Below are 25,252 nucleotides of genomic sequence, written 5' to 3'. Positions count from 1 at the left end.
ATGGGGGGTGCACCGGTGGCCGAGGTCGCGACCGACCAGTTGCAGGTCTGGGTGGACCAGGATCTCTGCACGGGTGACGGGCTCTGCGTGCAGTACGCGCCGGAGGTGTTCGAGTTCGACATCGACGGCCTGGCGTACGTCAAGGGCGTCGACGGTGAGCTGCGGATGGCGCCGGGCAGCCGGGTGGACGTGCCCGCGCACCTGCGCCTCGAAGTGATCGACTCCGCGAAGGAGTGTCCGGGCGACTGCATCCACGTGGTGCGTGGCGACGGCGTCGAGGTCGCCGGCCCGGACGCCGAGGACGACTGAGCCGAACGGGCGCCGGCGTCGCGCGGACCGCGCGACGCCGGCTCGACCCGAACAGGGGCCGGCTCAGAGCATCGGGCGGCCGACCACCGACGCCACCAGCCGGGCGAACTCCTCCAAGCGGGCGATCTGCCCGGCGCCACCGTCGTCGAGTGTCTTGCCGAAGCGCAGCGCGTCGTGCCGGGGCGTACCCGCCATGTCCTCGCTCGGCGGCGCCTCGTCCAACGAGGTGAGTAGCAGGTAGACGTCGATGCTGTCGACTCGGATCTCGCCGCTGTCGGAGCGGTTGAGTCGCCGCCGGCAGCCCACCTCGGTGACCGTGGAGACCGGTACGACCCGCAGGGACGACGTCATCGATCCCGGCGGCCCCTCCCCCGGCGGCACGTCCTCGCCGTGCCAGAGGATCAGCCGGCTGCCGTCGCAGACGACGACTTCCTGCCACACGCCGTTGACCTCGTTGACGAAGCGTTCCAGGGTGAAGCCGAGCACCGAGGCGCCGCGCAGCACTCCGCCGAGCGCTTCCAGGGCGACGTCCGGGTCGCGCAGATAGGCCCGCGCCGCCGACTCCAGGTCCTGATAGGGCGACCAGTCCGGAAACACGGCGGGCAGGTCGCCGCCGCCGTAACCCGGTCGGCTCATGCCGCCGCCTCCCCCCGCACGCCGATGGTCACGGCCTGTCCATCTCCCCCGTCGCGTCGGGCTGCGCGCCGGCGGCCCTGGCGGCGGCCGCCTGCCGGGCCGCCTCGGCCTCGCGCAGGTCCTGCCGGCGCTGCGCGTACGCCTCGGTGCCCTTGCTGGGCTTGCGGCGGCGCGGCGGCGCGGTGACGCCCGGGGCGAGCTTGCGCGCGGAGACCAGGAACGCGGTGTGCGCGATCATCCGGTGGTCGGGGCGGACGGCGAGGCCTTCGGCATGCCAGTCGCGCACGAGCGACTCCCAGGCGCGGGGCTCGGTCCAGCCGCCGCGCTCGCGCAGTGCCTCGACGAGTTCGGAGAGCTGGGGCGTGGTGGCCACGTAGCCGATGAACACGCCGCCGGGCACCAGCGCCCGCTCGACCATGTCGAGGGTCTCCCAGGGGGTGAGCATGTCCAGGATGATCCGGTCGAAGCCGGTCTCCTGGCACTGTGCGACGTCGCCGACGTGCAGGTTCCAGGAGGGGTGCGGCCCGTTGAAGAACGCCTCGACGTTGCGCTTGGCGATCTGGGCGAAGTCGTCGCGCAGCTCGAACGAGTGCAGCTCCCCCTCGGTGCCTACCGCGCGCAGCAGCGAGCAGCTGAGCGCGCCGGAGCCGGCCCCGGCCTCGAGGACCTTCGCGCCGGGGAAGATGTCGCCCATCGCGACGATCTGCGCCGAGTCCTTCGGGTAGATCACCTGGGCGCCGCGCGGCATGGACAGCACGTAGTCCGAGAGCAGCGGGCGCAGCGCCAAAAAGGCGGTGCCGCCGCCGGAGGTGGTCACCACGCTGCCGTCGGGCAGCCCGATCAGCGCGTCGTGGGCCAGGATGCCGCGGTGGGTGTGGAACTCCTTGCCGGGCTCCAGCGTCACGGTGTGCATCCGCCCCTTGGGGTCGGTCAGCTGCACCCGGTCGCCGGGCCGGAACGGGCCACGGTGCACGGGTGTCAGCGCCGGGTTGGCGGGGTCGGCGGCGACGGTGGAGGGAGTTGCGGTCACGATGTCATCTTCCGGTTGGGTTCGAGGAGCTGTGCCAGGTCCCCGATGTGCAGAATGCCGACGACATCTTCGCCTGACGTCACCACGTACTGCGCGCCCGGGTGGGTCTGCACGGCCTCCATCACCCGTTCGCCGTCCAGCCCGACCGCAAGGGTGGGTAGCGCGGCCAGCGCGCGGGCGACGGCGTCCACCGCCAGCCAGGGGCGGCGCTCGGCGGGGACGGCCGCGGCGGCGGCCGGGTCGACCAGCGCCACGGGGCGGCCGGTGGAGTCGGTGACCAGCAGCGCGGCGGTGGGCTGCCCGCCCTCGGCGCGGCGGCGCTGGGCCTCGGACAGCGGTGTGCCGGTGGGTACCGGCCAGATCGGCCGCGCCAGTCGGGACAGGTCGATGAGCGGGAACCGCCTGCTGACCCGCGCGGCCCGGATCGACTGGCCGGCGCCGCGCCAGAGCGTGACGGCCACCAGCAGCATCAGTGGCAGCGCCACCGGTACGAGGTAGTCGGTCACGGTCAGCAGGCCGACCAGGGCGGCGGTGCCGACGGCGACGACGCGGCCCGCCCAGCCGGCGACCTCGGTGCCGCGGTGCCGGTCGCGGGTCAGGCCCCACACGGCGGCGCGCAGGGCACGCCCGCCGTCCAGCGGCAGCCCGGGGAGGATGTTGAACAGCGCCACGATGACGTTGCTCAGGGCGAGCTGGAAGGCGAGCTGGTGGGCCACTGTGCCCTGGGGAAGGGCCAGGGTGGCGGCGACCGCGAGGACGCCGAGCACCGCGGAGACCGCCGGGCCGGCAAGCGACACCAGCAGGTCGACCTTCGGCGTCGGGGCGTCCCGTTCCATCTCGGTGTACCCGCCGAGCAGTTCCAGGGTGATCCCGCGCACACCGATGCCGTAGCGGCGGGCGGTGAGCGCGTGACCCAGCTCGTGCAGCAGCACCGAGCCGAGCAGTGACACCACGAACCCGAAGCCGATCAGATAGCCGCTGACCTGCGGCAGGTCCAGTTGCCGGCGGGCGAACTCGGCGTAGAGCACGGCGACCAGCACGGCGAGCAGGAGCATCGAGGCGTTGAGGTGCAACGGCACCCCGAGCACACGGCCCACGCTCAGACCGGATCGCCGGTCGGACCGACGTGGTGGCCGGGTTCTCTGCTCCATCGCACCGATGCTACGGACCGGCCCGGCGTGGGGCGGGCGGCGGGCGGTGTCACACCGGTGCCCTAACCTTTGCGGACATGACGGCGGAACCGGTCACCACCCCCCAGTCCTTCACCCCGGCACAGACACCGCCGACGGTGCGGGCCTCGCTGTCCCCGTCGCGGGCGGCGGATTTCAAGACCTGCCCGCTGCTCTACCGGTTCCGCAGTATCGACCGGCTGCCCGAGCGCACGACCGTCGAGCAGGCCCGGGGCACGCTGGTGCACGCGGTGCTGGAGCGGCTGTTCGACCTGCCCGCGCAGGCCCGCACGCCGGCCGCGGCCGGCGACCTGGTGGCCCCCCAGTGGGACCGGCTGGTCACCGAGCAGCCGGAGCTGGCCGGGATCTTCGACGGCGCCGAGCCGGCCGGCCCGGTGGAGTTCCTGCGCTCCGCGGCGGGGCTGCTGGAGGGCTACTTCGCCGTGGAGGATCCGACCCGGCTGGAGCCGGCCGAACGCGAGAGCCTGATCTCGGCGGTCGTCGACGAGGAGCTGCTCATCCGGGGCTATCTCGACCGGCTCGACGTCGCCCCGGACGGCGCGCTGCGGGTGGTCGACTACAAGACCGGCGGCGCACCCCGGGAGGCGTTCGAGGCGCGGGCGCTGTTCCAGCTGAAGTTCTACGCGCTGGTGCTGTGGCGCACCCGGGGGGTGGTGCCCCGGGTGCTGCGTCTGCTCTACCTGCGCGACGCCGAGGTGTTGGATTACACCCCCGACGCCGAGGAGCTGGTCCGCTTCGAGCGCACGGTGGTGGCGTTGTGGCGGGCGATCGAGCAGGCCACCGCCCGGCAGGACTTCCGACCCCGTCCGAGCAGGCTGTGCGACTGGTGCAGTCACCAGGCGATCTGCCCCACCTTCGGTGGCACTCCGCCGCCGTTCCCCGTCGCGGCGGCGAACGCCGATCCGCTGCGTGACGCCCGATCCGCCCCGGTGGTGCCCGGCGCCGACGAGTGACCGTCCGGCCCGGCGGTCCGACCGACCGACCGGCCGTCCGGCCGCCGCGACGGTGACACGCGCGGCGCGGACCCGACCGCAGCGGTGCGGGCTCGGTCGGGACAGGGCGCCCGGCCGACCTCTACCGTGGTCCGCGACGCGTCCGCCGGTGGACGCGAGGGTGACCGGCGACGCGGGACGGGAGACGACATGAGCGATCGGGTGGCCCCGGCACGACCGGTACGGATCCTGCTCGCCGACGACCAGCCGCTGCTGCGCACGGGCTTCCGGATGGTGCTGGGCGCCGCGGGTGACCTGGACGTGGTGGCGGAGGCCGGCGACGGCGTGGAGGCGGTGGAGCTGTCCCGGCGGCTCCTGCCCGACGTCGTGCTGATGGACATCCGGATGCCCCGCATGGACGGGGTGGCGGCGACCCGGGCGATCGTCGACTCCCGCCTGCCGGTGCGGGTGCTGGTGCTGACCACGTTCGACCTCGACGAGTACGTGGTGGGGGCGCTGCGCGCGGGCGCCAGCGGGTTCCTGGCCAAGGACGTACCCGCCGAGGAGCTGATCGCGGCGATCCGCACGGTGGCCGGCGGGGACGCGGTGGTCGCGCCGCGGATCCTGCGGCGGCTGCTGGAGCGCTTCGCCGACCTGCTGCCGGACCCGGCGGCGACGCCGTCGGCGACGCTCAGCGCGCTCACCGACCGGGAGCGCGAGGTGCTGGTGCAGGTGGCCCGGGGGTTGTCCAACGCCGAGATCGCCGCGGTGCTGTCGGTCAGCGAGACCACCGTCAAGACCCACGTCGGGCATGTGCTGACCAAGCTGCGGCTGCGCGACCGGGTGCAGGCGGTCGTGCTGGCGTACGAGTCGGGTCTGGTCCGCCCCCGGGCGTAGCGGACACGCGGCGGCTACCCCACCCGGCGTACTCGAAGATCCCTCCGTGGGGGGACGGTTCTGTTGCCGTGCTCACCTACCGTGACCGTAGACGGCTCGGCGCGGTTGACCCTCCTGTGGCGTACGGGGGAAGTGTCGTGTCCGGCGGTGTTTCGCCGGTCGGGAAACCTGTCGATCGGCGGCCGGGTCAGGGGCAACCCTGATGCGGCATGGGGGTGCACCCGCAGCGAGAAATCCGCGCCGGGTCCCCCCAGGGGCGGACGGGGCGGGCGCGAGCAGCGCCGATGATTGAACGGTCACGCCGGACCATCGGGGGGCGGCGTGAGATTCGGACAGACGGAAGAGGTAGATGACGTGACCGCGACGGTAGGCCAGCAGGCGCAGGCCGCGGCCCGGGCGAACGACGTGTGGAAGGTGTACGGCAGCGGCGAGGCTCAGGTCATCGCGCTGCGGGGGGTCAGCGCGGAGTTCGAACGTGGCCGCTTCACCGCGATCATGGGCCCGTCGGGTTCCGGCAAGTCGACGCTGATGCACTGCCTGGCCGGTCTGGACTCGGTGACCCGGGGGACGGTGTCGATCGGTGCGACGACGGTCACCGGCCTCGGTGACTCGGGGCTGACGAAGCTGCGCCGGGACAAGGTGGGCTTCATCTTCCAGCAGTTCAACCTGCTGCCGACGCTCACCGCGAAGGAGAACATCCTGCTGCCGTTGTCGATCGCCGGTCGCAAGCCGGACCCGGCCTGGTACGACACGGTGATCAAGACGGTGGGCCTGCAGGACCGGTTGGACCACCGGCCGGCGCAGCTCTCCGGCGGTCAGCAGCAGCGGGTGGCGTGTGCGCGGGCGCTGGTCTCCCGCCCCGACGTGATCTTCGCGGACGAGCCGACCGGCAACCTGGACTCGCGCTCCGGCGCGGAGGTGCTCGGCTTCCTGCGCAACTCCGTGCGTGAGCACGGCCAGACCATCGTCATGGTCACCCACGACCCGACCGCCGCGGCGTACGCCGATCGGGTGGTCTTCCTCGCCGACGGGCAGATCGTCTCGGAGTTGATCGAGCCGACCGCCGACACGGTGCTGGACACCATGAAGAAGCTGGACACCCCGGCTGAGGTGGGCAACTGATGTTCCGGGCGACACTCAAGAGTCTGCTGGCCCGCAAGGTCCGGCTGATCCTGTCCGGGCTGGCGGTGGTGCTCGGGGTCATGTTCGTCTCCGGCGCGTTCGTGCTGACCGACACGCTGGGCCGCTCCTTCGACTCGGTCTTCGCCGACGGTTTCTCCGAGATCGACGTGAACGTCGCGGCGAAGCCGAAGGTGCAGGTCGACGAGATGGAGGGCGAGCAGACCGCCGCTCCGCTGCCGGCCGCCGTGGTGGACCGGGTCAAGCAGGTGCCGGGCGTGGCCTCGGCGACCGGCATCGTCAACGCCGACGGTGCCCGGGTGATCGGCAGCAACGGCAAGGTGATCACCTCGTTCGGTCCGCCCCAGTTGGGCGAGAACTGGATCGGCGAGACCGACCTGATGCAGTTGCGGGAGGGGCGCGCGCCGCAGGCCGAGGACGAGATTGTTCTCAACAAGGCGCTGGCCACGGCCGCGAAGGTGCAGGTCGGCCAGAAGGTCGGTGTGCTCACCGCGTTCGAGTCGAAGAAGCGGGACTTCACCCTGGTCGGGATCATGGGTTACAGCGGTGACCGGGACTCGATCGGCGGGGTCAACGAGGTCTTCTTCACCACGCCGGTGGCGCAGCGGCTGATGCTGGGCGAGCCGGACACGTTCAGCAGCATCACGCTGCGCGCCGCCGACGGCGTCTCGGACGAGCGGCTGCGCGACGACGTGGCCCGGACCCTGGGCGCGGACTTCGAGGTCAAGACGGGCAAGCAGGTGGCCGCGGACGCCTCTGCCGGGCTGAAGGAGGGCCTGTCCTTCTTCAACAAGATCCTGCTCGGCTTCGCCGCGGTGGCGCTGCTGGTGGGCACGTTCCTGATCCTCAACACCTTCTCGATCATCGTGGCGCAGCGGACCCGGGAGCTGGCGCTGATGCGCGCGATCGGCGCCAGCGGCCGGCAGATCATCGGTTCGGTGGTGCTGGAGGCCATCGCGGTCGGGTTGATCGCGTCGGTGCTCGGCCTGGCGGCCGGCATCGGTGTGGGCGCGCTGCTGGCGTACCTGTTCGGCAAGTTGGCCGGTGGGTTGACCCTGGCCGGGATCGGCGTGCCGGCGGCAGCGGTGATCGGTTCCTTCGGCGTCGGTCTGGTGATCACCGTGGTGGCGGCGCTTCTGCCGGCCCTGCGGGCATCCCGGATCCCGCCGATCGCCGCCATGCAGGACGTGGCGACCCCGGACCGGCCGCTGACCAAGATCACGGTGGCCGGGTCGGTGGTCACCGGCATCGGCGCGCTGCTGCTCTTCCTTGGGCTCAGCGGCAACGCGGGTGGTCAGACTCTGTCCACCATCCTGGGTGGGGTGCTGTTCGCCTTCATCGGCGTGGCGCTGCTGACCCCGCTGATCAGTCGGCCGGTGGTGAGCCTGCTCGGCGCGATCTTCTCCTGGTCGGTGCCGGGCCAGTTGGGCCGGCTGAACTCGGGGCGCAACCCGCGCCGCACCGCGATCACCGCAGCCGCGCTGATGGTCGGCATCGCGCTGGTCACCGGCGTCACGGTGATCCTCGATTCGGCCAAGGGCAGCATCAGCGCCCTCGCCCAGGACACCATCAAGGCCGAGCTGGTGATCTCCGGCCAGCAGGGCGGGCCGCGTCCGCCGAGCTTCGACCCGGGTGTCCTGGACCGGGCCAAGGCCCTGCCCGGCGTGCAGTTGGTCGACGGCGAGTACGGCGACATGGCCAGGATCAACGGCGAGGGCACCTGGGTGGCGGCGAGCAGCGACGTCGCGTCGCTGCGGCAGATCTTCGGCGCGAAGGCCACCGCCGGTGACATCGACCGGCTCGGACCGACCCAGATGCTCGCCAGCTCCGACACCGCCAAGTCCCGTGGCTGGTCGGTCGGCTCGACAGTGAATGTGCAGCTGACCCGGGGCGAGGCCCGGACGTACACGATCAGCGGCATCTACGAGTCGTCACAGCTGACCAACCCGGTGACGTTGCCGGCGACCGCGGCGAAGGACTTCGCCATCCCGCAGCCCATCCAGGGCTTCATCCAGCTGGCGCCCGGCGCCCGGGTGGCCGACGTGCAGCCGCAGGTGGAGGCGCTGCTCGCGGACAGCCCCGAGGTGTCGGTGGCCGACCGGGACGCGTTCATCAAGCAGCAGACGAGCTCGCTCGACGGGCTGCTCACGATGATCCAGATCCTACTGGCGCTGGCCATCGTGATCGCCGTCCTGGGCATCGTCAACACCCTGGCGCTGTCGGTGCTGGAGCGGACCCGGGAACTGGGCCTGCTGCGGGCCATCGGCCTGCGCCGGGGACAGACCATGGGCATGATCACGGTCGAGGCGGTGGTGATCTCCGTGTTCGGCGCGCTGCTGGGCGTGGCGGTCGGCAGCGGCCTCGGCGCCGCGGTGGTCGAGGCGCTCAAGGACGAGGGCATCACCGACCTGATCCTGCCCTGGGGGCAGATGGGCGTCTTCCTCGGTCTCGCCGCGATCATCGGGGTGGTGGCGGCGGTGCTGCCCGCCGTGCGGGCGGCCCGGATCAACGTCCTGGGCGCGATCGCCCACGACTGACGTCGGGCAGGAAAAAGGGGGATCCCGCACTTGCGGGGTCCCCCTTTTTTCGCCTCAGGCCACGGCGCGGTCGGCCAGCAGGGCCGCGAGCATCTCCAGGTCCACGCCCGTCAGGCTCTCCACCTGGTGTACGCCGGTCCCGTCGGGCAACGGCACCTCGGCGGGTACGGCCAGCACGGCCGCGCCGGAGGCGAGCGCGCTGGCCACCCCGGTCGGTGAGTCCTCGATCGCCACACACCGCTCGATCGGGACGCCGAGCAGCCGCGCGGCTGTCAGGTAGGGCTCCGGGTGGGGCTTGGCCGCGACCACCTCGTCGCCGGCGACCACCACGTCGAAGGTGTCCCGCCCCAGGGTGTCCAGGGCGATCTCGACGAGGGCCCGCGGGCTGGACGTGACCAGCGCCGTGGGGATTCCCGCCGCGCGGACCGCGTGCACCAGGTCGAACGCCCCCGGCCGCCAGGGCAGACCGGCCCGGAACAGGTCCAGGATCCGGGCGTTGATCCACGCCGCGCTGACCTCGGGGTCCCGTTCGGGCTGCCCCAGGTCGTCGTGCAGGATGCGCATCGACTCGGCCATGGCGGTGCCGACGATCGACCGGCGGGCGTCGGCGGAGAGGTCACCGCCGTACTCGCGCGCCAACTCCTGCAGCGCGACGTCCCACAGCTTCTCGCTGTCGACCAGCGTGCCGTCCATGTCGAAGAGCACGGCGGCGGGGTGTTGGCTGCTCAGCGGATCCTCCAGGGTCGTGGGCGACACCGGCGATCCTGCCAGCACGGCCCGTGGCCGGTGGCGGCAACGGGCGTCGGGGTGATCCGGGCAACCCCGCTCAGCCCAGGTCGCACTCGGAGAGCGAACGCTCGTAGCCGCGGAAGAACATGTCGGTGCGCTGCTCGGCGGTGCCGTGCGCGCCCTCGGCGAACCACGGCTGGTCGGGGTCGTCGCCGACGGCCGCCACCCCCTCCCGGAACTCGTCCAGGTCGCCCTCGGCGAGGCTCAGGTCGCCGGAGCGCACCGAATCGCCGAGGTACGCCCCCGCCATGCAGTCGGCCTGCAACTCCTGCTGGATGGTGTAGCTGTAGTTGATGCCGAGGCGCACCTGGATGCCGTGGGCGTACTCGTGGCCGAGCAGGTAGAACACGAACGCGTCACCGACCTCGCGGAACGCCGCCACCGACCAGGCCACGTCGTACGCGATGAAGTCGCCCTGCGAGCAGTAGACCGCGTTGTTGCGGGGCAGCGGCTGCCCGCCGCAGGACACCTCGCCGGCCCGCTGGTACGGGGTGACCCGCCGGATCGGTTGGAAGCGCTTGCCGGACGCCTTGAACTGGGCCGCCCAGTAGCGCTCGGCGACCGCCTGCGCGTCGGCGACGTCCTGCTTGAACTCGGCCACGCTGGTGGTGCTGTCGGCGCGGGTGGTGCTCGGCCCCGGCGAGGCGACCGGCGGGTTCGCTCCCGGGCGTTCGCCCTCCGGCTCGGCCAGTCCACCGCCGGCGCAGGCGAGCGACACCAGCGCGGCGACCACCAGGCCCGCCAGGGGCCCTCGGGCGTCGCGTCCTGACCATGCCCCCACTGTGCCTCCCCAGACCTCGGCGCTCGCACGGCGCAGTACCCCGACGGTACGACCGCCACGCCCATCGGATCCCACGCACCACCGGGCCGGGCGGTTCACGGGCCGGGCGGTTCACGGGCCGGCCGGGCGGCTCGACCCGCAGACCGGCCGGGCGGTTCACGTGGCCGGCGCTGGCCGCCACAATGGCCCGGGGCGGACGTGGCCGTCCGGTGAGGAGGGCGACGTGCACGTGCTGGGCAGCCGCCGACGCAGCCAACCGGCCCCGGCGCATGTCGTGTGGCGGTCGCTGCGTGACCCGTACGCTGCTGGCAGTCGTCAGTGGTTGGAGTTGCGCGACGACGAGGTGCCGCCCCGGGTGGTGGCGGGCTACGCGCCGGTGCTGCTGGTGTGGTCGTCGCTGTGGCCGCACCGGCCGCTGGACCGGATCCGCTTCGATGTGACGCACGGCCTGCCCGGCGGGGACTGCACGCTGCGCTGGACCCTGACCACCGAGGCGGACCTACCGAGCGAGAGCACCCTCGGCTACCTGCGGCACCGCCTCAACTACCTGATCAACAACCGCCTCCGCCTCTCCTACGGCCAGTAAGCCCCGTTGATCATGAAGTTGTTGCCCTCGGACGCGGCGTGTCGGGGCAACAACTTCATGGTCAACGGGTCTGGTGGGGGCGGGAGTGTCCGGGGAGCGGGGTTGGGTTCGACGTTTCCGGTGAGCGGTGCCGGGGCGGCACCGGAGACAGGAGGGCCACCGTGAAGTACATGATTCTGCTCTACGGGTCGCAGCAGGACTACGACGTGCTGTCGGGGCGGGCGTCCGACCGACCGGCCATGTCCGCCGAGCAGATCGCGGCCATGCACCAGCACATGGAGACGTTCCACCAGGCGCTCGCCGAATCCGGGGAACTCGTCGACGCGCGGGGCCTCAGCGAGCCGGTGCACGCCCGTCGCGTCCGGGTACGCGACGGGGCGTCCGTCATCACCGACGGCCCGTACCCGGAGACGCAGGAGGTGCTCGCGGGTTACACGATCGTGGAGTGCGCCAGCTTCGACCGGGCCACCGAGATCGCCGCCGGCCTGGTCGACCCGGACAGCCCCGGCGCGTACGTGGACGTGCGGCCGGTGCTGGACGGCGTCGAGGACCTGGCCGGCTGACCAGGTGCCGGCGACGCCCGTCGAGGATCTGCTGCGCGAGCTGGCGCCGCAGGTCCTCGGCGCGCTGGTCCGCCGCTACGGGCACTTCGACACCGCCGAGGACGCGGTGCAGGAGGCGCTGATCGCGGCGGCGGACGCGTGGCCGCGCGACGGCGTACCGGACAATCCCCGCGCGTGGCTGATCACCGTCGCGTCCCGGCGGCTCACCGACCTGCTCCGGCGCGACCAGGCGCGGACGCGGCGGGAGAAGACGGCGGCGCGCTGGGTGCTGCCGGAGCAGTGGTTGGCGCCGCCCGCCGACCGGTCTCCGGCAGACGCCGACGACACGCTCATCCTGCTGTTCCTGTGCTGCCACCCGGCGCTGACGCCGGCGTCGCAGATCGCGCTGACGCTGCGCGCGGTGGGCGGGTTGAGCACCGCCGAGGTGGCCCGCGCGTTCCTGGTGCCGGAGGCGACGATGAGCCGGCGGATCAGCCGGGGCAAGCAGCGCATCCGCGACAGCGGCCTGCGGTTCGCGCCACCGACCGGGGCCGAGCGCGCCGACCGGGTCGCCGCGGTGCTGCACGTGCTCTACCTGATCTTCACCGAGGGGTACGCGCGGACCGCCGGCCCGGGGCTGCTGCGCGCCGACCTGACCGCCGAGGCGATCCGGCTGACGCGGCTGGTGCACCGGCTGCTGCCCGACGACCCCGAGGTCGCGGGGCTGCTCGCGTTGATGCTGCTCACCGACGCCCGCGCACCGGCGCGGATCGGCGTCCACGGCGAGTTGGTGCCGATGGCCGAGCAGGATCGCGGCCGGTGGCGGGCCGACCAGATCGCCGAGGGGGTCGCCCTGATCACCGGGGCGCTGCCGCGCGGGGTGGTCGGGCCGTACCAGCTCCAGGCGGCGATCGCGGCCGTGCACGACGAGGCGCCGAGCGCGGCGGCCACCGACTGGGCGCAGATCACCGCCCTGTACGAGGTGCTGCTCGGCCTGTCCGACAATCCGGTTGTGGCGCTCAACCACGCGGTGGCGGTGGCCATGAGCCGTGGAGCGCCGGCCGGCCTGACGCTGCTGGCCGACCTGGCCGACGACGTCCGGTTGGCCGACGATCCGCGGCTGCCTGCCGCTCGCGCCCACCTGTGGGAGCTGACCGGTGAGCGGGGCGCGGCGCGGGAGGCGTACCGGATGGCTGCGGCACGCTCGACGAACCTGGCGCAGCAGCGCTACCTGAACGCCCGCGCGGTCCGGCTTGCGGCCGACCCGCCGGCCACCGGCTGAGCCGACCGCCGACTGAGCCGACCGCCGACTGGGTCGGCCACCGGCTGAGCCGGCCACCGGTGACGAATCAGCGCTGAGGGGCGCGACGCCGAGGAGGTCAGGGGCTGGCGGCCAGGAAGACGAACGCGGCCAGCAGCACCAGGTGCACGCCGCCCTGCAACACGTTGGCCCGCCCCGGCACCACGGTCAGCACTGCCGTCACCGCGGTGAGCGCGAGCAGCGCGAGCTGGGTGCCGCCGAGGCCGAGCAGCAGCGGGCCGTCCAGCCAGATCGAGGCGATGGCGATGGCCGGGATGGTCAGGCCGATGCTGGCCATCGCCGAGCCGAGGGCGAGATTGAGGCTGATCTGCACGCGGTCGCGGCGGGCGGCGCGGGCGGCGGCCAGGGTCTCCGGCAGCAGCACCAGCAGGGCGATGATCACGCCGACGAACGCGTGCGGCAGGTTCGCCGCGGCGACGCCGGCCTCGATGGTCGGTGAGACGGTCTTGGCGTCGCCGACCACCGCGACCAGCGCCACCAGCAGCAGCCCCAGGCTGACCAGCGCGGCGCGGGTCGTCGGCGGCTTGGCGTGCTCCTCCGCGTCGATCACCCGACCCTGGCTGTCGACCGGCAGGAAGTAGTCGCGGTGCCGGCCGGTCTGCACCAGCACGAACAACCCGTAGAGCGCCAGCGACGCGACGGCGGCGAAGGTGAGCTGGGCCGGGCTGAACTGCGGGCCGGGCCGGGCCGTGAACGTCGGGATGACCAGGCTCAGGGTGGCCAGGGTGATCACGGTGGCCAGCGCCCCGCCGGTGCCCTCGGGGTTGAACACCGCGACGCGACGACGCAGCGCCCCGAGCAGCAGGGACAGGCCGAGTATCCCGTTACAGGTGATCATGACGGCGGCGAAGACGGTGTCCCGGGCGAGCGACTGGGTCTTCTCCGGCCCGCTGATCATCAGCGTGACGATGAGGGCGACCTCGATCACGGTGACCGCGACGGCGAGCACCAGCGACCCGTACGGCTCCCCCACCCGGTGGGCGACCACCTCCGCGTGGTGCACGGCCGCGAGGACCGCGCCGCCCAGCAACGCGGCGACCACCACGACGATGGGGGCGGGAAGTTCTCGCCCCCAGGTCACGAGCAACACCAGCACCGCGAGTACGGGTACGGCGACGGTCCAATCGAGCAGGCGGGATCGAAGCTGGGCTGGCATGCCGTCAAGAGTGCCAGGTCACCTGATCATGTGCCCACCATCGACGCGACGCCGGGGGCGCAGACCCGTAACCTATGGGTTACCCTTTCGCCGTGGACGAGGTGGCCACCGCGATCGCGGACCCGGTGCGGCGGCGCATCCTGACCATGCTGCGCGACGCGCCGCTGGCCGCCGGTGAGATCGCCCAGCGGTTCGCCATCAGCCGACCCGCGGTCAGTCGCCACCTGCGGGTGCTGCGGGAGAGCGGGCTGGTCCGCGACGAGCTGATCGGCCGCCGCAGGATCTACCGGCTCGACCCCGGCCCGCTCGCCGCGCTGATCAACTGGCTCGCCGGGTTCACCGCGGCGGAGCAGTGGGAGCAGCGCCTCGACGCCCTGGAGACCGAGGTCCATCGCACCCGCCGGGAACGCCGCGCCCGCGGCCCGGCGGCACACCGAACGGAGCACATCGCATGACCCGTACACCCGCTGGCCGCCTGTTCCGCACCGCCACCGGCCACGATCTCGTCCTGACCCGCACCTTCCGCGCCCCGGCGGCGGACGTGTGGGCCAGCCTGACCGAGTCGGAGCGCACGGCCCGCTGGTTCGGCCCGTGGGAGGGCGACGCCGGGCCCGGCCGGACCATCCGGGTCCAAATGGCGTACGAGGAGCAGCAGCCCTGGTGCGAGGTGCGCATCGAGGTGTGTGAGCCGCAGCGGCGCCTCGGCGTCTCGATGATCGACGGCTCGGGCAACTGGCTGCTGGAGTTCGCGCTGACCGAGACCGACGGCAACACCGAGCTGCGCTTCGCCCAGCGCCTCACCAGCCTGGACGGCATCGCGGAGGTGGGCGCCGGCTGGGAGTACTACCTGGACATGCTCGTCGCGTCGCGGGACGGCTCCCGTCGGCCGGAGTTCGACGAGTACCACCCCGCCATGACCCCCTACTACCGGGCGCTGGCCACCGACGGCGTCTAGGAGCTGGCTTCCCGCAGCGCCGCGAACTCGGCCGTCAGCGCCGGCAGCGGGAAGTGCGCGTTCAGGCCGCTGGGGTTGGGCAGCACCCAGACCCGGGCGGGGCCCAGGGGCTCCGGCTGCGGGCCCAGCCCGGCCTTCGGCCTGACGAACGCGATCCGGTACGCGGTCACCCCGAGAATCGCCACCCACCTCGGCCGGTGCCGCTCGGCCTTGACCGCCAGCCCGGTCACCCCGGCCACCAGCTCCGCCGGGGTCAGCTCGTCGGCGCGGGCGGTGGCCCGGTTGCTCAGGCTGGTGATCCCCAGCCCCTGCGCGAGCAGCTCGGCGCGCTCCCACGGGCGCAGCTCCCGGTCGGTGAAGCCGGCGCCGTGCAGGGCCGGCCAGAAGCGACTGCCCCGGCGGGCGAAGTGCTCCCCCACCGCCGCCGAGTACAGGCCCGGGTTGAAGCCGCAGAACAGCACCCGCAGGCCCGGGCCGATCACGTCCACCAGGCCACGACCGGCCGCGGCCGCGACCTCGTGGCGGGTCGGCGGCCGCCAGGGCTGCGCCGCGCCCGCGTCCATCACACCGATCCTTCCGTACGCTCCGGCACCCGTCCCGACCTGCGCGCAACCCGAACGCACCCACCCGGTGCGCGCCGGTGATCACGACTTGACACCCTGGACGGATGCACAGCACCGACCACCTCGCCGCCAGCCGGTACGCGCGGATGCTCTGGAACACGCCGCTCTCGGAGGAGCACGCCGCCCTGCTGCTGCGACGACTCGACGTACGCCCCGGCGCGCGCGTGCTCGACCTGGGCTGCGGCTGGGGTGAGCTGCTGCTGCGCGCCGTCGCCGCCGGCGGCGTGGCGGGCCCCGTCGCGACGAGGGGCGTCGGCGTCGACACCGACGAGGCCGCCCTCGCCCGGGGGCGCCGGCTCGCCGCCGAGAAGTCGCTGAACCGGCACGTCGCCTTCGTCATGGGCGAGGCGGCAGCCTGGCACGAGCCGGCCGACCGGGTCCTGTGCATCGGCTCGGCGCACGTCTTCGGCGGCACCGGCGCGGCTCTCGACGCGCTCGCCAGCGTGGTCCGCCCGGGCGGGCGGCTGCTGCTCGGCGAGGGGTACTGGCAGTCCGAACCCACCGCCGAGGCCACACGGATCTTCGGTGCGGACGTCACCGATCTCGCGGGCCTCGTCGAGGCCGCCCGCACGCGGGGGTGGCGGCTGCTGCACCTGAGCGCCGCCGACCAGCGGGAGTGGGACGACTTCGAGTCCACCTGGCTCGCGGGCCGGCAGGAGTGGCTGCTGACGTACCCCGAGGATCCCCGCGCGGACCAGGTTCGCGCGGAGCTCGACGACCGGCTGCGCCAGTACGTCGGCGGCTACCGGGGCGTCCTGGGCCTCGCGTACCTCGTCCTCGGTCGCTGACGCCACCGGCCACAAGCCTGCCCGTTTCGCCCACCGACCGCGTCCCGATGAGGGAGAGTGCTGGCGAGACCTGTCGTCGACGGCCGGGCCGTGCCTCGGCGTCGTCGTGTGCGGAGGTGCGGATGAGCGGCACGACCCCGACCGGGCCCGTCAACAACGTGGTCCTGGTGCACGGCGCCTACGCCGACGGCTCCTCCTGGTCCGACGTCATTCCGCTCCTGCAGCGGGCCGGGTTGACGGTCACCGCGGTGCAGAACCCGCTGACCTCCCTGGCCGACGACGTGGCGGCCACCAACCGCGCCCTCGACCGGCAGGACGGGCCGACGGTGCTGGTGGGGCACTCCTGGGCGGGCACGGTCATCAGCGAGGCCGGCAACCATCCCAAGGTCACCGCCCTGGTGTACGTCGCCGCCCGCGCGCCGGACGCCGGAGAGGACTTCACGGCGCTCGCGGCGCGGTTCCCCACCCCACCGGCGAACGCCGGGCTCGTGCACAACGACGGCTTCGCGCAACTCAGCGAGAAGGCCTTCCTCGACGACTTCGCCGGCGGCGTCGACGAGACCCGTGCGCGTTCCCTCTTCGCGGCTCAGGGGCCGATCGCAGGGGACCTCTTCGCCGGCCGCACGACTGTCGCGGCCTGGCGGGACCGGCAGTGCTACTACTCCGTCTCCACGGCGGACCGGACCACCGCGCCCGAGCTGGAGCGGTTCCTGGCCGAGCGGATGAACGCGACGACGATCGAGGTCGACTCCTCGCACCTCGCCATGGTCACGCACCCCGAGGCGATCGCCGACCTCATCCTCATGGCGACCAGGGGCACTCGCGACCCGCAGCCGAACACCTGAGGCTGACCACCGCGACGCTGGCGCGCACCGTCAGGTCAGGGCGCACGCGGTGCCGCAGTACGGGCAGTGCGCGCGCTTGGCGTTCGAGGTGACCTCCACATCGCAGCGTGGACACCTGCCGTTCTCCCACAGGCCCTGATCCAGGCCGAGCCCGCCGCCGTAGTAGTCGCGATCGGGCCAGGCGACCAGCTCGACGCCGAGGCCCGGCTCGACGTCGTCCTCGAACCAGGTGACGCTGGCCAGGGTCAGCACCGTTCGCATGCCGTACGCCTCCTGCGTGAACCCCGGCAGGGCACGCCGCAGGACGTCGACCAGCTCACGGACCGGCAGCGCCGCGAGCTGCCCGGCGAGGCGCTCGCGATCTTCGTCGGTGGACATACCGCCGACCCTACGTCCCGCCCCGACTCCGGCGCTGAGGGTGCCGTGGTGCGTCCCAGGCCGGAGCGGGTGGGCTTGACGGGGCGCAGACATCGGAGGTTTACTGCGTCAGCGATGTGAGTCGATGCACCGTGACCGTCCACAGAGGTTGGTCGGAGTCATCGGCTGGCCAATCGCACGTCACCACCGCTCCACATCACCGCTCCACATCAGCCGAGCATCGGCGGCCCGGCTTCCGCACCACCGCCACCCTGGCCCCGGGCGTGCCCTCGCGCACCCCTCGGGGTCGACGCTCAGCTAAGGAGCAGGACCATGCGTTCCCGTCCCCGCCTGTTGGCATTCGTCACCGGCCTGGCCGTGTTGATGGCCGGCCTGATAACCCTTCCCACGACAGCCTCGGCCGCACCGCTGACCAAGGTGCTGGTGTTCAGCAAGACCGCCGGCTTCCGGCACTCGTCCATCCCGACCGGGGTCGCGGCCATCCAGCAGCTCGGCGCTGCCAACGGCTTCAGCGTGACCGCCACCGAGGACGCCGGCCAGTTCACCACCTCCAACCTGGCCCAGTACCAGGCAGTGGTCTTCATGTCGACGACCGGCGACGTCCTCAACTCCAGCCAGCAGACGGCCTTCGAGCAGTACATCGCCGCCGGCGGCGGGTACGTCGGCGTGCACGCCGCGGCCGACACCGAGTACAGCTGGCCGTGGTACGGCCAACTCGTCGGTGCGTGGTTCGACTCGCACCCGGCGATCCAGACCGCGACCGTGAAGATCGAGGACCGGACCAACCCGTCGACCGCGCACCTCGGCGCCACCTGGGTCCGCTCCGACGAGTGGTACAACTACCGCACCAACCCCCGGTCCAGCGCGCGGGTCCTGGCCAGCCTCGACGAGTCGTCCTACAGCGGCGGCAACATGAACGGCGACCACCCGATCACCTGGTGCAAGGCGTACGGCGGTGGGCGGGCCTGGTACACGGGTCTCGGGCACACCGAGGCGTCGTACAGCGACCCGAACTTCACCCGGATGCTGCTCGGTGGCCTGCAGGTCGCCGCGGGTTCGGTGAGCGCCAACTGCTCGCCGGGGTCGACGAACCCGACCACTCCGCCGCCGACCACGGCGCCGCCGACCACCCCGCCGCCGACCACGGCGCCGCCGACCACCCCGCCGCCGACCACGGCCCCGCCGACCACCCCGCCGCCGGCCGCGACCGGTTCCACCCTGCGGGCCCGCGCCAACAACCAGTACGTCAGCGCCCCCAACGCCACCACGCCGCTGATCGCCAACAAGACCTCCGCCGGCACCAGTGAGCGGTTCGAGGTGGTCAACCTCGCCAACGGCAACGTCGCGCTGCGCGCCAAGAGCAACGGACAGTTCGTCGCGGCGGAGAATGCCGGGGCCTCGGCGCTGATCGCCAACCGGGCCACCGCCGGCGCGTGGGAGACGTTCCAGCTGATCCGTAACTCCGACGGCACGGTGAGTCTGCGGGCCACCGTGAACAGCCGGTACGTGGCCGCCGACAACGCTGGCCAGTCCCCGCTGATCGCCAACCGGACCTCCATCGGTCAGTGGGAGAAGTTCGACTTCGTCACCAACTGACCGCTCCGCGGCTAGCTCCCCACCACCCTCACCTGGCCGTGGTGCGCCCCCGCACGCCCCGGCCCTGGTCGTCGAGGAAGGACGATCATGCTTTCGAAATCCCGGCGCTGGTCCCGGGCACTCGTCGCGGCGGTCACCACCGTCGCGAGTGTGACCCTGGCAGTAGTCGCGCCCTCCACCGCCGCGCAGGCGGTGGTGATTCCCGCCAGTGACTACCAGCAGGTCAAACTCGCCACCGGCTCGGCCGAGCTGGGCGAGGCCATGTCCCTGGCCGTTCTGCCCAACCGCTCGGTGCTGCACACCGCCCGCAACGGCGTCCTGCGGGTCACCGACGTGGCCGGCAACACCAAGGTCTCCGGCACCCTGTCCGTCTACACGCACGACGAGGAGGGGTTGCAGGGCGTCGCCGTCGACCCCAACTTCGCCACCAACCGGTGGATCTACCTGTACTACTCGCCCACGTTGAGCACCCCGTCCGGGGACGCCCCCACCACCGGCACGCAGTCGGACTGGGACCGGTGGAAGGGGCACCTGCGGCTGTCCCGGTTCACCCTCAACAGCGACGACACGGTCAACATGAGCAGCGAGAAGATCGTGCTCCAGGTCGCCAACGACCGCGGGCAGTGCTGCCACGTCGGCGGTGACCTGGACTTCGACGCCGCCGGCAACCTGTACCTGACCACCGGTGACGACACCAACCCGTTCGAGTCGTCGGGCTACGCGCCGCTGGACGAGCGGACCAACCGCAACCCGCAGTTCGACGCCCAGCGCTCGGCGGGAAACACCAACGACCTGCGGGGCAAGGTGCTGCGGATCAAGCCGCAGGCGGACGGGACGTACACGATCCCGTCGGGCAACCTGTTCGCGCCCGGCACGGCCAACACCCGTCCGGAGATCTACGCGATGGGTCTGCGCAACCCGTTCCGGATGAGCGTCGACAAGGCGACAGGCGTCGTCTACGTCGGCGACTACGGCCCGGACGCCGGGAGCACCAACACCAGCCGCGGTCCGCAGGGTCAGGTGGAGTTCAACCGCATCACGGCGCCCGGCAACTTCGGCTGGCCGTACTGCACCGGCAGCAACACGAGCACCGAAACATACAATGAATACACCTTCCCGTCCGGGCCGTCGCAGTCGAAGTACAACTGCACGGGCGGGCCGACCAACAACTCGTTCCGCAACACGGGCCTGGGCACGCTGCCCGCGGCGAAGCCGGCCTGGATCAAGTACGCCGGCGACTCCGGGTCTCCGTCGGAGTTCGGCAGCGGCTCCGAGTCGCCGATGGCCGGGCCGGTGTACCGCTACGACGCCTCGCTCAACTCCAGCGTCAAGTTCCCGCAGTCGTTGAACGGCCTGTTCTTCGCGGGCGAGTACGGCCGCCGCTGGATCAAGCCCATCGCCATCAACTCCGACGGCTCCCGCGGCGAGATCTCCTCGTTCCCGTGGAGCGGCACGCAGGTCATGGACATGGCCTTCGGCCCGGACGGCGCGCTGTACGTGCTGGACTACGGCACGGGCTCGAACAACCAGGCGCTGTTCCGGATCGAGTACATCGGCGGCGGCAACCGCAACCCGATCGCGGTCGCCTCGGCGAACCCGACGTCGGGGGCCAACCCGTTGACCGTGAACTTCTCGTCCGCCGGCAGCTCCGACCCCGAGGGCGGGGCGCTGAGCTACCTGTGGACGTTCGGTGACGGCACCACGTCGACGGCGGCCAACCCCACCAAGACGTACACCACCAACGGCACCTACTCCCCCACGTTGAAGGTCACCGACCCGACCGGCCTGTCCGGCACGGCGAGCCTTGTCGTCACCGTGGGCAACACCGCGCCGACGGTGACGCTGACCTCGCCCGTCGACGGGCAGCTGTTCAGCTTCGGTGACACCGTGTCGTACCAGATCAGCGTGAGCGACCCACAGGACGGCACCATCGACTGTTCCAAGGTGAGCATGACGTACGCGCTGGGCCACGACAGCCACGCCCACCAGATCACCTCGAAGAACGGGTGCAGCGGCTCGATCACCGTCCCGACCGACGGTGAGCACGACGCGGCGGCCAACATCTACGGGGTCTTCGACGCCGCCTACACCGACAACGGCGGGCTGACCACGCACAGCATCAAGACCCTGCAACCGAAGCACCGCCAGGGTGAGCACTTCGGCGCCCAGTCGGGTGTGCAGGCGACCGACCACACCAGCGCCGAGGGTGGTCGTACCGCCGGGTTCATCGAGAACAACGACTGGATCTCGTACCAGCCGTACAACCTGACCGGTGCGAACCGCATCACCGTGCGGGCGTCGTCGGCCGGGGCGGGTGGCACGATCGAGGTGCGGACCGGTTCGGCCACCGGCACCCTGCTGGGCACTGTCACGGTGCCGGTGACCGGCAACTGGGAGACCTTCACCGAGGTGTCCGGCACGATCAGCAACCCGCCCAGCGCGTCGACAACGCTGTACCTGGTGTTCAAGGGCGGGTCGGGCTACCTGTTCGACGTCGACGCGTTCACCTTCGCCACCGGCACCGCCAGCACGCCGGTGACCACGCTGCGGGCCCAAATCAACAACCAGTACGTGTCGGCGGTCGGCACCACCGCGTTGATCGCCAACAAGGCCAGCGTCGGTAGCACCGAGCAGTTCGACCGGGTGGACGCCGGCAACGGCAACATCGCGCTGCGGTCGCGCGCCAACGGTCTCTACGTCTCGGCCACGAACGCGGGCGCGGGAGCGCTGGTCGCCAGCGGCACGTCGATCGGGACGTCGGAGACGTTCCAGCTCATCACCAACTCGGATGGGACGGTGAGCCTGCGCGCCACGGTCAACAACCAGATCGTGTGCGCCGAGAACGCCGGGGCGAGCTCGTTGATCGCCAACCGCACGTCGGTGGGAGCCTGGGAGAAGTTCGTCCTGGGCAGTTAGGCGGCGGTACCCGGCCTGGTCGGCGGCTGGGCCGTTGAACGGCGGGAGTCCGGGGCGGGCGGTGCGAACCGTCCGCCCCGGCTCCTTTTCCGGCCGTCGCCTCGGGCCGGCGTGGGTCGGCTCGCACCGTGGCTTGACAAGCACCCTGTTCCAGAGTGGACGATGCAGCGTGCGAATCCTCGTGGTGGGTGGCAGCGGCCTGATCGGCGCGCAGATCGTGGACGTGCTGCGCGAGCGCGGCCACACCACCACCTCGGTGGCGCGGACCGCCCAGCCGGGCGTCGACCACCTGCTCGATGTCGGGTCCGCCTCGATCGAGGAGCTGCGGCCGGTGCTCGCCGGTCACGACGGTGTCGTGTACGGCACCCGCACCGACGAGCAGCGGCCGCTGCCCAAGCCGATCTATCCGCAGTTCCGCCGCGACAACGTCGATCCGGTGGTGCGCCTGTTCACCGCCGCCCGCGCCGAGGGCCTCACCCGCGGCGCCGTGCTGGGCTCCTACTACACCTACTTCGACCGGCGGCATCCACAGTGGCGGCTCGCCGAGCGGCACACGTACATCAGGTGCCGGGTCGAGCAGGCCCGGGAGGGACGCGCGGCGGCCGGCCCGGACCTGCCGGTCGCCGTCCTCGAACTGCCGTTCGTCTTCGGTCGTTCCGGCGACCGGCTGCCGAACTGGGCCGGGCCGCTGGACCGGTGGGCACGGTCGCGTACCCCTCTGGTCGCCCCGAACGGCGGGAGCGCCGCGGCCTCGGCGCGCAGCGTCGCCGAGGTCACTGCGGACGCTCTGGAGCAGGCAAGCGGCGCGGACATCCCGGTCGCCGACGAGAACCTCACCTGGCACGACATGATCGGGCGCATCGCGGAGTCGGTGGGCCGACGCCGCCGGGTCGCCCGGCTGCCGGCCGGCGCGGCGACTGTCGCCCTGCGACTCGGCGGCGCGATGCAGGGCCTCGGCGGCAAGGAGTCGGGCATCAACCCCACCTACCTCGCGGACCTGCTGCTCGCCGAACTGTTCGTCGAGCCGACGACCGGTCGGTCGCTGGACGCCGCGCTGCGCGAGACCTTCCCCGCCTAGCTCGTGGATCGGGGCGGACGGGCGAGGTACGCGGTCTTGACGTCGGCCGAGAACCCGCAGGCGCGGTAGAAGGCGTGGGTCGACGGGTCGCGTGAGCCCGTCATCAGCATCGCCTTGTAACAGCCGGCGTCCCACGCCGCCTGGAGGGTACCGGCCATGATCTGCCGGCCCAGACCGGTGCCGCGCCGGGACTTTTCGACGACGACGTTCTCGATGACGGCGTAGGGCGACGCCGACCGGCTGATGTTGGGGATCACGTTGAGGTACGTCGTGGCGACGACGACCCCGTCCCGTTCCAGGACGAACAGGTGCAGCCCCGGTGAGCCCACGATCTGCGCAAAGGCCGCCTCGTCGGATCCGTCGTCCACCACCGGATCGTCCGGGTTCAGTTGCCGGTAGAGGCGGATGATCTGCGCGAAGTCATCGGGCCGGGCCGCACGGAACATGCCCCGAGCGTAGTCACCAGCCATCCCTGCCCGCGGACCCGCGGCCGGCCGCCTGCGCCTGCCGCGTGGCGAGGTCGACGAACTCCCGCACCAGCGGTGATCGATTGTCCTCGGCCCAGGCCAGGCACACCTGGTTGGGCCCGAGGTCGTCGACGGCCACGTGGGCGACGTCCGGTCGGGTGTAGAACGTCGCGATCGACAGCGGCAGGATCACCATTCCCGCGGCCGCGGCGACGTGTTCCAGCTTCTCCTCGACGGAGGACAGCACGGGCCGAGGGCGGGGATCGCTGTCGCTCGGACGGTTCGGCAGGTCCCGCCACTCGGGCACCACGTCCGGGTCCTGGAGAAGCCGTTCCTCGACCAGCTCGGCGAGGTCGACCGACTCCTTGCCGGCCAGACGGTGCTCGCGAGGCAGGACCACGACCCGCGGTTCGCTGAACAGGGGGCGCAGGCTCAGGCCGCGCTTGTCGACCGGAAGGCGTACGTAGCTGACGTCGGCGCGTCCCTGGCGTACCACGTCGGCCTGATCGCGCGGGGAGGTGCGCACGACATCGACGGACAGGTCGGGGTGCCGCTCGGCGATCGCGCGGGCCTCGGCGGTGACGATGATGCCGGGCATGAACGCGATGGTGAACGTCGACCTGCCGTGCGCGGCCCGTTGCACCCGTCGGTGCAGTGCCTCGGCCGAGGCGAGCAGCGGACGGGCGTCGGTCAACAGTTGACGACCGGCCTCGGTCAGTACGGTGGAGCGGCGGTCCCGGACGAACAGCTCGGCGCGTAGTTCCTGCTCGAACGCCCGGATCTGGCGCGACAGGACCGGCTGGGCGATGTGCAGCCGCGCCGCGGCCCGCCCGAAGTGCAGCTCCTCGGCGACCGCCACGAAGTAGCGGAGCTTGCGCAGATCGACATCCATCCGGTTCCCCCGTCCGCCCCCGCATGCGACCTGTCCCACGATACCCTCCGGGCATCACAGCAGGTGAAAGAGGTCTTGGACGAGGGCGACGGAGTCGGCGCATGGTGGGAACCGTCCCCACCACGGATCCGAAAGGACACGATCATGAGCCTCAGCGACAAGCGCGTCGTCGTACTCGGCGGAACATCGGGAATCGGGCTCGCCACCGCCGTCCGGGCCGCCAGCGAGGGCGCCCAGGTCGTGGTCGCCTCCCGCAACCAGCGCAGCGTGGACCGCGCCCTGGCGACCCTGCCGAGCGGCGCCCAGGGGTACGTGGCCGACCTGACCGACCCCGCCGACGTGGCCCGACTGTTCCAGGACATCGGCCCGTTCGACCACCTCGTCTACACCGCCGGCGAGCCACTCGCGCTGATGTCCGTCGACGCCCTCGACCTCGCCGCCGCTCGTGCCGCCTTCGACCTGCGGTACTTCGGCGCCCTGTCCGCTGTCAACGCGGCGCTGCCGCACCTGCGGCCCGGTGGGTCGATCACCCTCACCACCGGCACCGCCAACCACCGGCCGAGTGCCGGCTGGACGGTCCCGTCCAGCATCACCGGGGCGATCGACGCCCTGGTCCGCGCGCTCGCCGTCGAACTCGCCCCGATCCGGGTCAACGCCGTCTCGGCCGGCGTGATCCGCTCGCCACTGTGGGACTCCCTGACGGAGGAGACCCGAGAGCAGATGTACGCCCAGCTCGGCGAGTCACTTCCGCTGGGTCGGGTGGGCGAGCCGGAGGAGGTCGCCGAGACGTTCGTCTATCTGCTGCGGGCGACCTACAGCACCGGCACGGTGGTGACCATCGACGGCGGCACCCTGGTCTCCTGAGCCC

The 25,252-nt window shown here is 72.1% G+C and carries 26 protein-coding genes; 16 read left to right on the top strand and 10 right to left on the bottom strand.

Annotated features, from left to right (window positions below):
• Window positions 1-15 precede the first annotated feature (15 nt).
• Complete coding sequence (locus tag ACLQ27_RS01045) at window positions 16-309, top strand: ferredoxin (protein WP_039908212.1); 294 nt, start codon at window positions 16-18, stop codon at window positions 307-309.
• A 63-nt stretch (window positions 310-372) separates the two neighbouring features.
• On the opposite strand, the gene ACLQ27_RS01040 is transcribed toward ACLQ27_RS01045, so the two are convergent.
• Genes ACLQ27_RS01040 through ACLQ27_RS01030 form a run of 3 tightly spaced genes read right to left on the bottom strand, consistent with a single transcriptional unit; the run spans window position 373 to window position 3,063 of the window.
• Window positions 373-945, bottom strand: a complete 573-nt coding sequence (locus ACLQ27_RS01040; protein WP_234581943.1) for a hypothetical protein — start codon at window positions 943-945, stop codon at window positions 373-375.
• Window positions 946-973: 28 nt separating this feature from the next.
• Window positions 974-1,975, bottom strand: coding sequence for a tRNA (adenine-N1)-methyltransferase (locus ACLQ27_RS01035; protein WP_425865328.1), 1,002 nt, complete (start codon window positions 1,973-1,975; stop codon window positions 974-976).
• Entirely contained in the window at window positions 1,972-3,063 is a 1,092-nt protein-coding gene (locus ACLQ27_RS01030; RefSeq protein WP_425865925.1) for a site-2 protease family protein, read from the bottom strand. Before ACLQ27_RS01030 ends, ACLQ27_RS01035 begins: the two co-directional genes overlap by 4 nt.
• 140 nt (window positions 3,064-3,203) lie before the next feature.
• On the opposite strand from ACLQ27_RS01030, the gene ACLQ27_RS01025 reads away from it, so the two are divergent.
• The 4 genes from ACLQ27_RS01025 to ACLQ27_RS01010 all read left to right on the top strand — a co-directional run bounded on the left by ACLQ27_RS01025 (window position 3,204) and on the right by ACLQ27_RS01010 (window position 8,671).
• On the top strand, window positions 3,204-4,118 hold the full coding sequence (locus ACLQ27_RS01025; RefSeq protein WP_234581945.1) for a RecB family exonuclease: 915 nt from the start codon (window positions 3,204-3,206) through the stop codon (window positions 4,116-4,118).
• 189 nt (window positions 4,119-4,307) lie between these two features.
• A complete protein-coding gene (locus ACLQ27_RS01020; RefSeq protein WP_357490259.1) occupies window positions 4,308-4,994 on the top strand; it encodes a response regulator transcription factor in 687 nt (228 codons plus the stop codon).
• Window positions 4,995-5,348: 354 nt separating this feature from the next.
• Window positions 5,349-6,116, top strand: coding sequence for an ABC transporter ATP-binding protein (locus tag ACLQ27_RS01015; RefSeq protein WP_234581947.1), 768 nt, complete (start codon window positions 5,349-5,351; stop codon window positions 6,114-6,116).
• Entirely contained in the window at window positions 6,116-8,671 is a 2,556-nt protein-coding gene (locus ACLQ27_RS01010; protein WP_425865327.1) for an ABC transporter permease, read from the top strand. Before ACLQ27_RS01015 ends, ACLQ27_RS01010 begins: the two co-directional genes overlap by 1 nt.
• 54 nt (window positions 8,672-8,725) lie before the next feature.
• Here the strand turns inward: ACLQ27_RS01010 and ACLQ27_RS01005 are convergent, their stop codons facing one another.
• Both ACLQ27_RS01005 and ACLQ27_RS01000 read right to left on the bottom strand, forming a co-directional pair.
• A complete protein-coding gene (locus ACLQ27_RS01005) occupies window positions 8,726-9,376 on the bottom strand; it encodes an HAD family hydrolase (protein ID WP_425865924.1) in 651 nt (216 codons plus the stop codon).
• Between the two features lie 121 nt (window positions 9,377-9,497).
• Window positions 9,498-10,241 carry a neutral zinc metallopeptidase gene (locus ACLQ27_RS01000; protein ID WP_425865326.1) on the bottom strand — a complete coding sequence of 248 codons (744 nt, stop codon included), beginning with the start codon at window positions 10,239-10,241 and terminating at the stop codon, window positions 9,498-9,500.
• A 223-nt stretch (window positions 10,242-10,464) separates the two neighbouring features.
• Here ACLQ27_RS01000 and ACLQ27_RS00995 point away from each other — a divergent pair, with 223 nt between their 5' ends.
• From ACLQ27_RS00995 to ACLQ27_RS00985, 3 genes are all read left to right on the top strand, one after another.
• A complete protein-coding gene (locus ACLQ27_RS00995; RefSeq protein ID WP_357490253.1) occupies window positions 10,465-10,827 on the top strand; it encodes a hypothetical protein in 363 nt (120 codons plus the stop codon).
• Between the two features lie 170 nt (window positions 10,828-10,997).
• A complete protein-coding gene (locus ACLQ27_RS00990; RefSeq protein WP_234582035.1) occupies window positions 10,998-11,390 on the top strand; it encodes a YciI family protein in 393 nt (130 codons plus the stop codon).
• Window positions 11,391-11,394: 4 nt separating this feature from the next.
• Window positions 11,395-12,651 (top strand): RNA polymerase sigma factor, encoded by a 1,257-nt coding sequence (locus ACLQ27_RS00985; RefSeq protein ID WP_425865325.1) that lies wholly within the window; start codon window positions 11,395-11,397, stop codon window positions 12,649-12,651.
• Between the two features lie 97 nt (window positions 12,652-12,748).
• Here ACLQ27_RS00985 and ACLQ27_RS00980 read toward each other — a convergent pair whose 3' ends face one another.
• Complete coding sequence (locus ACLQ27_RS00980; protein WP_234581952.1) at window positions 12,749-13,846, bottom strand: calcium:proton antiporter; 1,098 nt, start codon at window positions 13,844-13,846, stop codon at window positions 12,749-12,751.
• 92 nt (window positions 13,847-13,938) lie between these two features.
• On the opposite strand from ACLQ27_RS00980, the gene ACLQ27_RS00975 reads away from it, so the two are divergent.
• Together ACLQ27_RS00975 and ACLQ27_RS00970 are read left to right on the top strand one after the other, a co-directional pair.
• Window positions 13,939-14,301: an ArsR/SmtB family transcription factor gene (locus ACLQ27_RS00975; protein ID WP_357490250.1), complete on the top strand. Its 363-nt coding sequence runs from the start codon at window positions 13,939-13,941 to the stop codon at window positions 14,299-14,301.
• Window positions 14,298-14,801 (top strand): SRPBCC family protein, encoded by a 504-nt coding sequence (locus tag ACLQ27_RS00970; protein WP_357490249.1) that lies wholly within the window; start codon window positions 14,298-14,300, stop codon window positions 14,799-14,801. The genes ACLQ27_RS00975 and ACLQ27_RS00970 overlap by 4 nt, the downstream gene beginning before the upstream one ends.
• Here ACLQ27_RS00970 and mug read toward each other — a convergent pair.
• On the bottom strand, window positions 14,798-15,364 hold the full coding sequence (mug, locus tag ACLQ27_RS00965; RefSeq protein ID WP_357575441.1) for a G/U mismatch-specific DNA glycosylase: 567 nt from the start codon (window positions 15,362-15,364) through the stop codon (window positions 14,798-14,800). The genes ACLQ27_RS00970 and mug overlap by 4 nt on opposite strands.
• Before the next feature lie 104 nt (window positions 15,365-15,468).
• On the opposite strand from mug, the gene ACLQ27_RS00960 reads away from it, so the two are divergent.
• Window positions 15,469-16,212, top strand: a complete 744-nt coding sequence (locus ACLQ27_RS00960; protein ID WP_357490246.1) for an SAM-dependent methyltransferase — start codon at window positions 15,469-15,471, stop codon at window positions 16,210-16,212.
• A gap of 122 nt (window positions 16,213-16,334) precedes the next feature.
• Complete coding sequence (locus ACLQ27_RS00955) at window positions 16,335-17,057, top strand: alpha/beta fold hydrolase (protein WP_425865324.1); 723 nt, start codon at window positions 16,335-16,337, stop codon at window positions 17,055-17,057.
• Between the two features lie 30 nt (window positions 17,058-17,087).
• On the opposite strand, the gene ACLQ27_RS00950 is transcribed toward ACLQ27_RS00955, so the two are convergent.
• On the bottom strand, window positions 17,088-17,435 hold the full coding sequence (locus ACLQ27_RS00950; protein WP_357490243.1) for a hypothetical protein: 348 nt from the start codon (window positions 17,433-17,435) through the stop codon (window positions 17,088-17,090).
• Window positions 17,436-17,747: 312 nt separating this feature from the next.
• Between ACLQ27_RS00950 and ACLQ27_RS00945 the strand changes: the two genes are divergently transcribed.
• From ACLQ27_RS00945 to ACLQ27_RS00935, 3 genes are all read left to right on the top strand, one after another.
• Window positions 17,748-19,031 carry a ThuA domain-containing protein gene (locus tag ACLQ27_RS00945; RefSeq protein ID WP_425865323.1) on the top strand — a complete coding sequence of 428 codons (1,284 nt, stop codon included), beginning with the start codon at window positions 17,748-17,750 and terminating at the stop codon, window positions 19,029-19,031.
• A gap of 87 nt (window positions 19,032-19,118) precedes the next feature.
• Window positions 19,119-21,947: a PQQ-dependent sugar dehydrogenase gene (locus ACLQ27_RS00940; protein ID WP_425865322.1), complete on the top strand. Its 2,829-nt coding sequence runs from the start codon at window positions 19,119-19,121 to the stop codon at window positions 21,945-21,947.
• A 169-nt stretch (window positions 21,948-22,116) separates the two neighbouring features.
• A complete protein-coding gene (locus ACLQ27_RS00935; protein ID WP_425865321.1) occupies window positions 22,117-23,025 on the top strand; it encodes an NAD-dependent epimerase/dehydratase family protein in 909 nt (302 codons plus the stop codon).
• Here ACLQ27_RS00935 and ACLQ27_RS00930 read toward each other — a convergent pair.
• Window positions 23,022-23,471 carry a GNAT family N-acetyltransferase gene (locus tag ACLQ27_RS00930; protein WP_425865320.1) on the bottom strand — a complete coding sequence of 150 codons (450 nt, stop codon included), beginning with the start codon at window positions 23,469-23,471 and terminating at the stop codon, window positions 23,022-23,024. The genes ACLQ27_RS00935 and ACLQ27_RS00930 overlap by 4 nt on opposite strands.
• Window positions 23,472-23,484: 13 nt before the next feature.
• Window positions 23,485-24,384, bottom strand: coding sequence for a LysR family transcriptional regulator (locus ACLQ27_RS00925; RefSeq protein ID WP_425865319.1), 900 nt, complete (start codon window positions 24,382-24,384; stop codon window positions 23,485-23,487).
• 144 nt (window positions 24,385-24,528) lie between these two features.
• Between ACLQ27_RS00925 and ACLQ27_RS00920 the strand changes: the two genes are divergently transcribed.
• Window positions 24,529-25,248, top strand: a complete 720-nt coding sequence (locus ACLQ27_RS00920) for an SDR family oxidoreductase (RefSeq protein ID WP_425865318.1) — start codon at window positions 24,529-24,531, stop codon at window positions 25,246-25,248.
• Window positions 25,249-25,252: the final 4 nt, after the last annotated feature.

The sequence above is a fragment of the Micromonospora sp. DT63 genome (assembly GCF_049841615.1).
Lineage (GTDB): Bacteria > Actinomycetota > Actinomycetes > Mycobacteriales > Micromonosporaceae > Micromonospora.
This window is presented reverse-complemented; position numbering and strand designations above follow the sequence as displayed.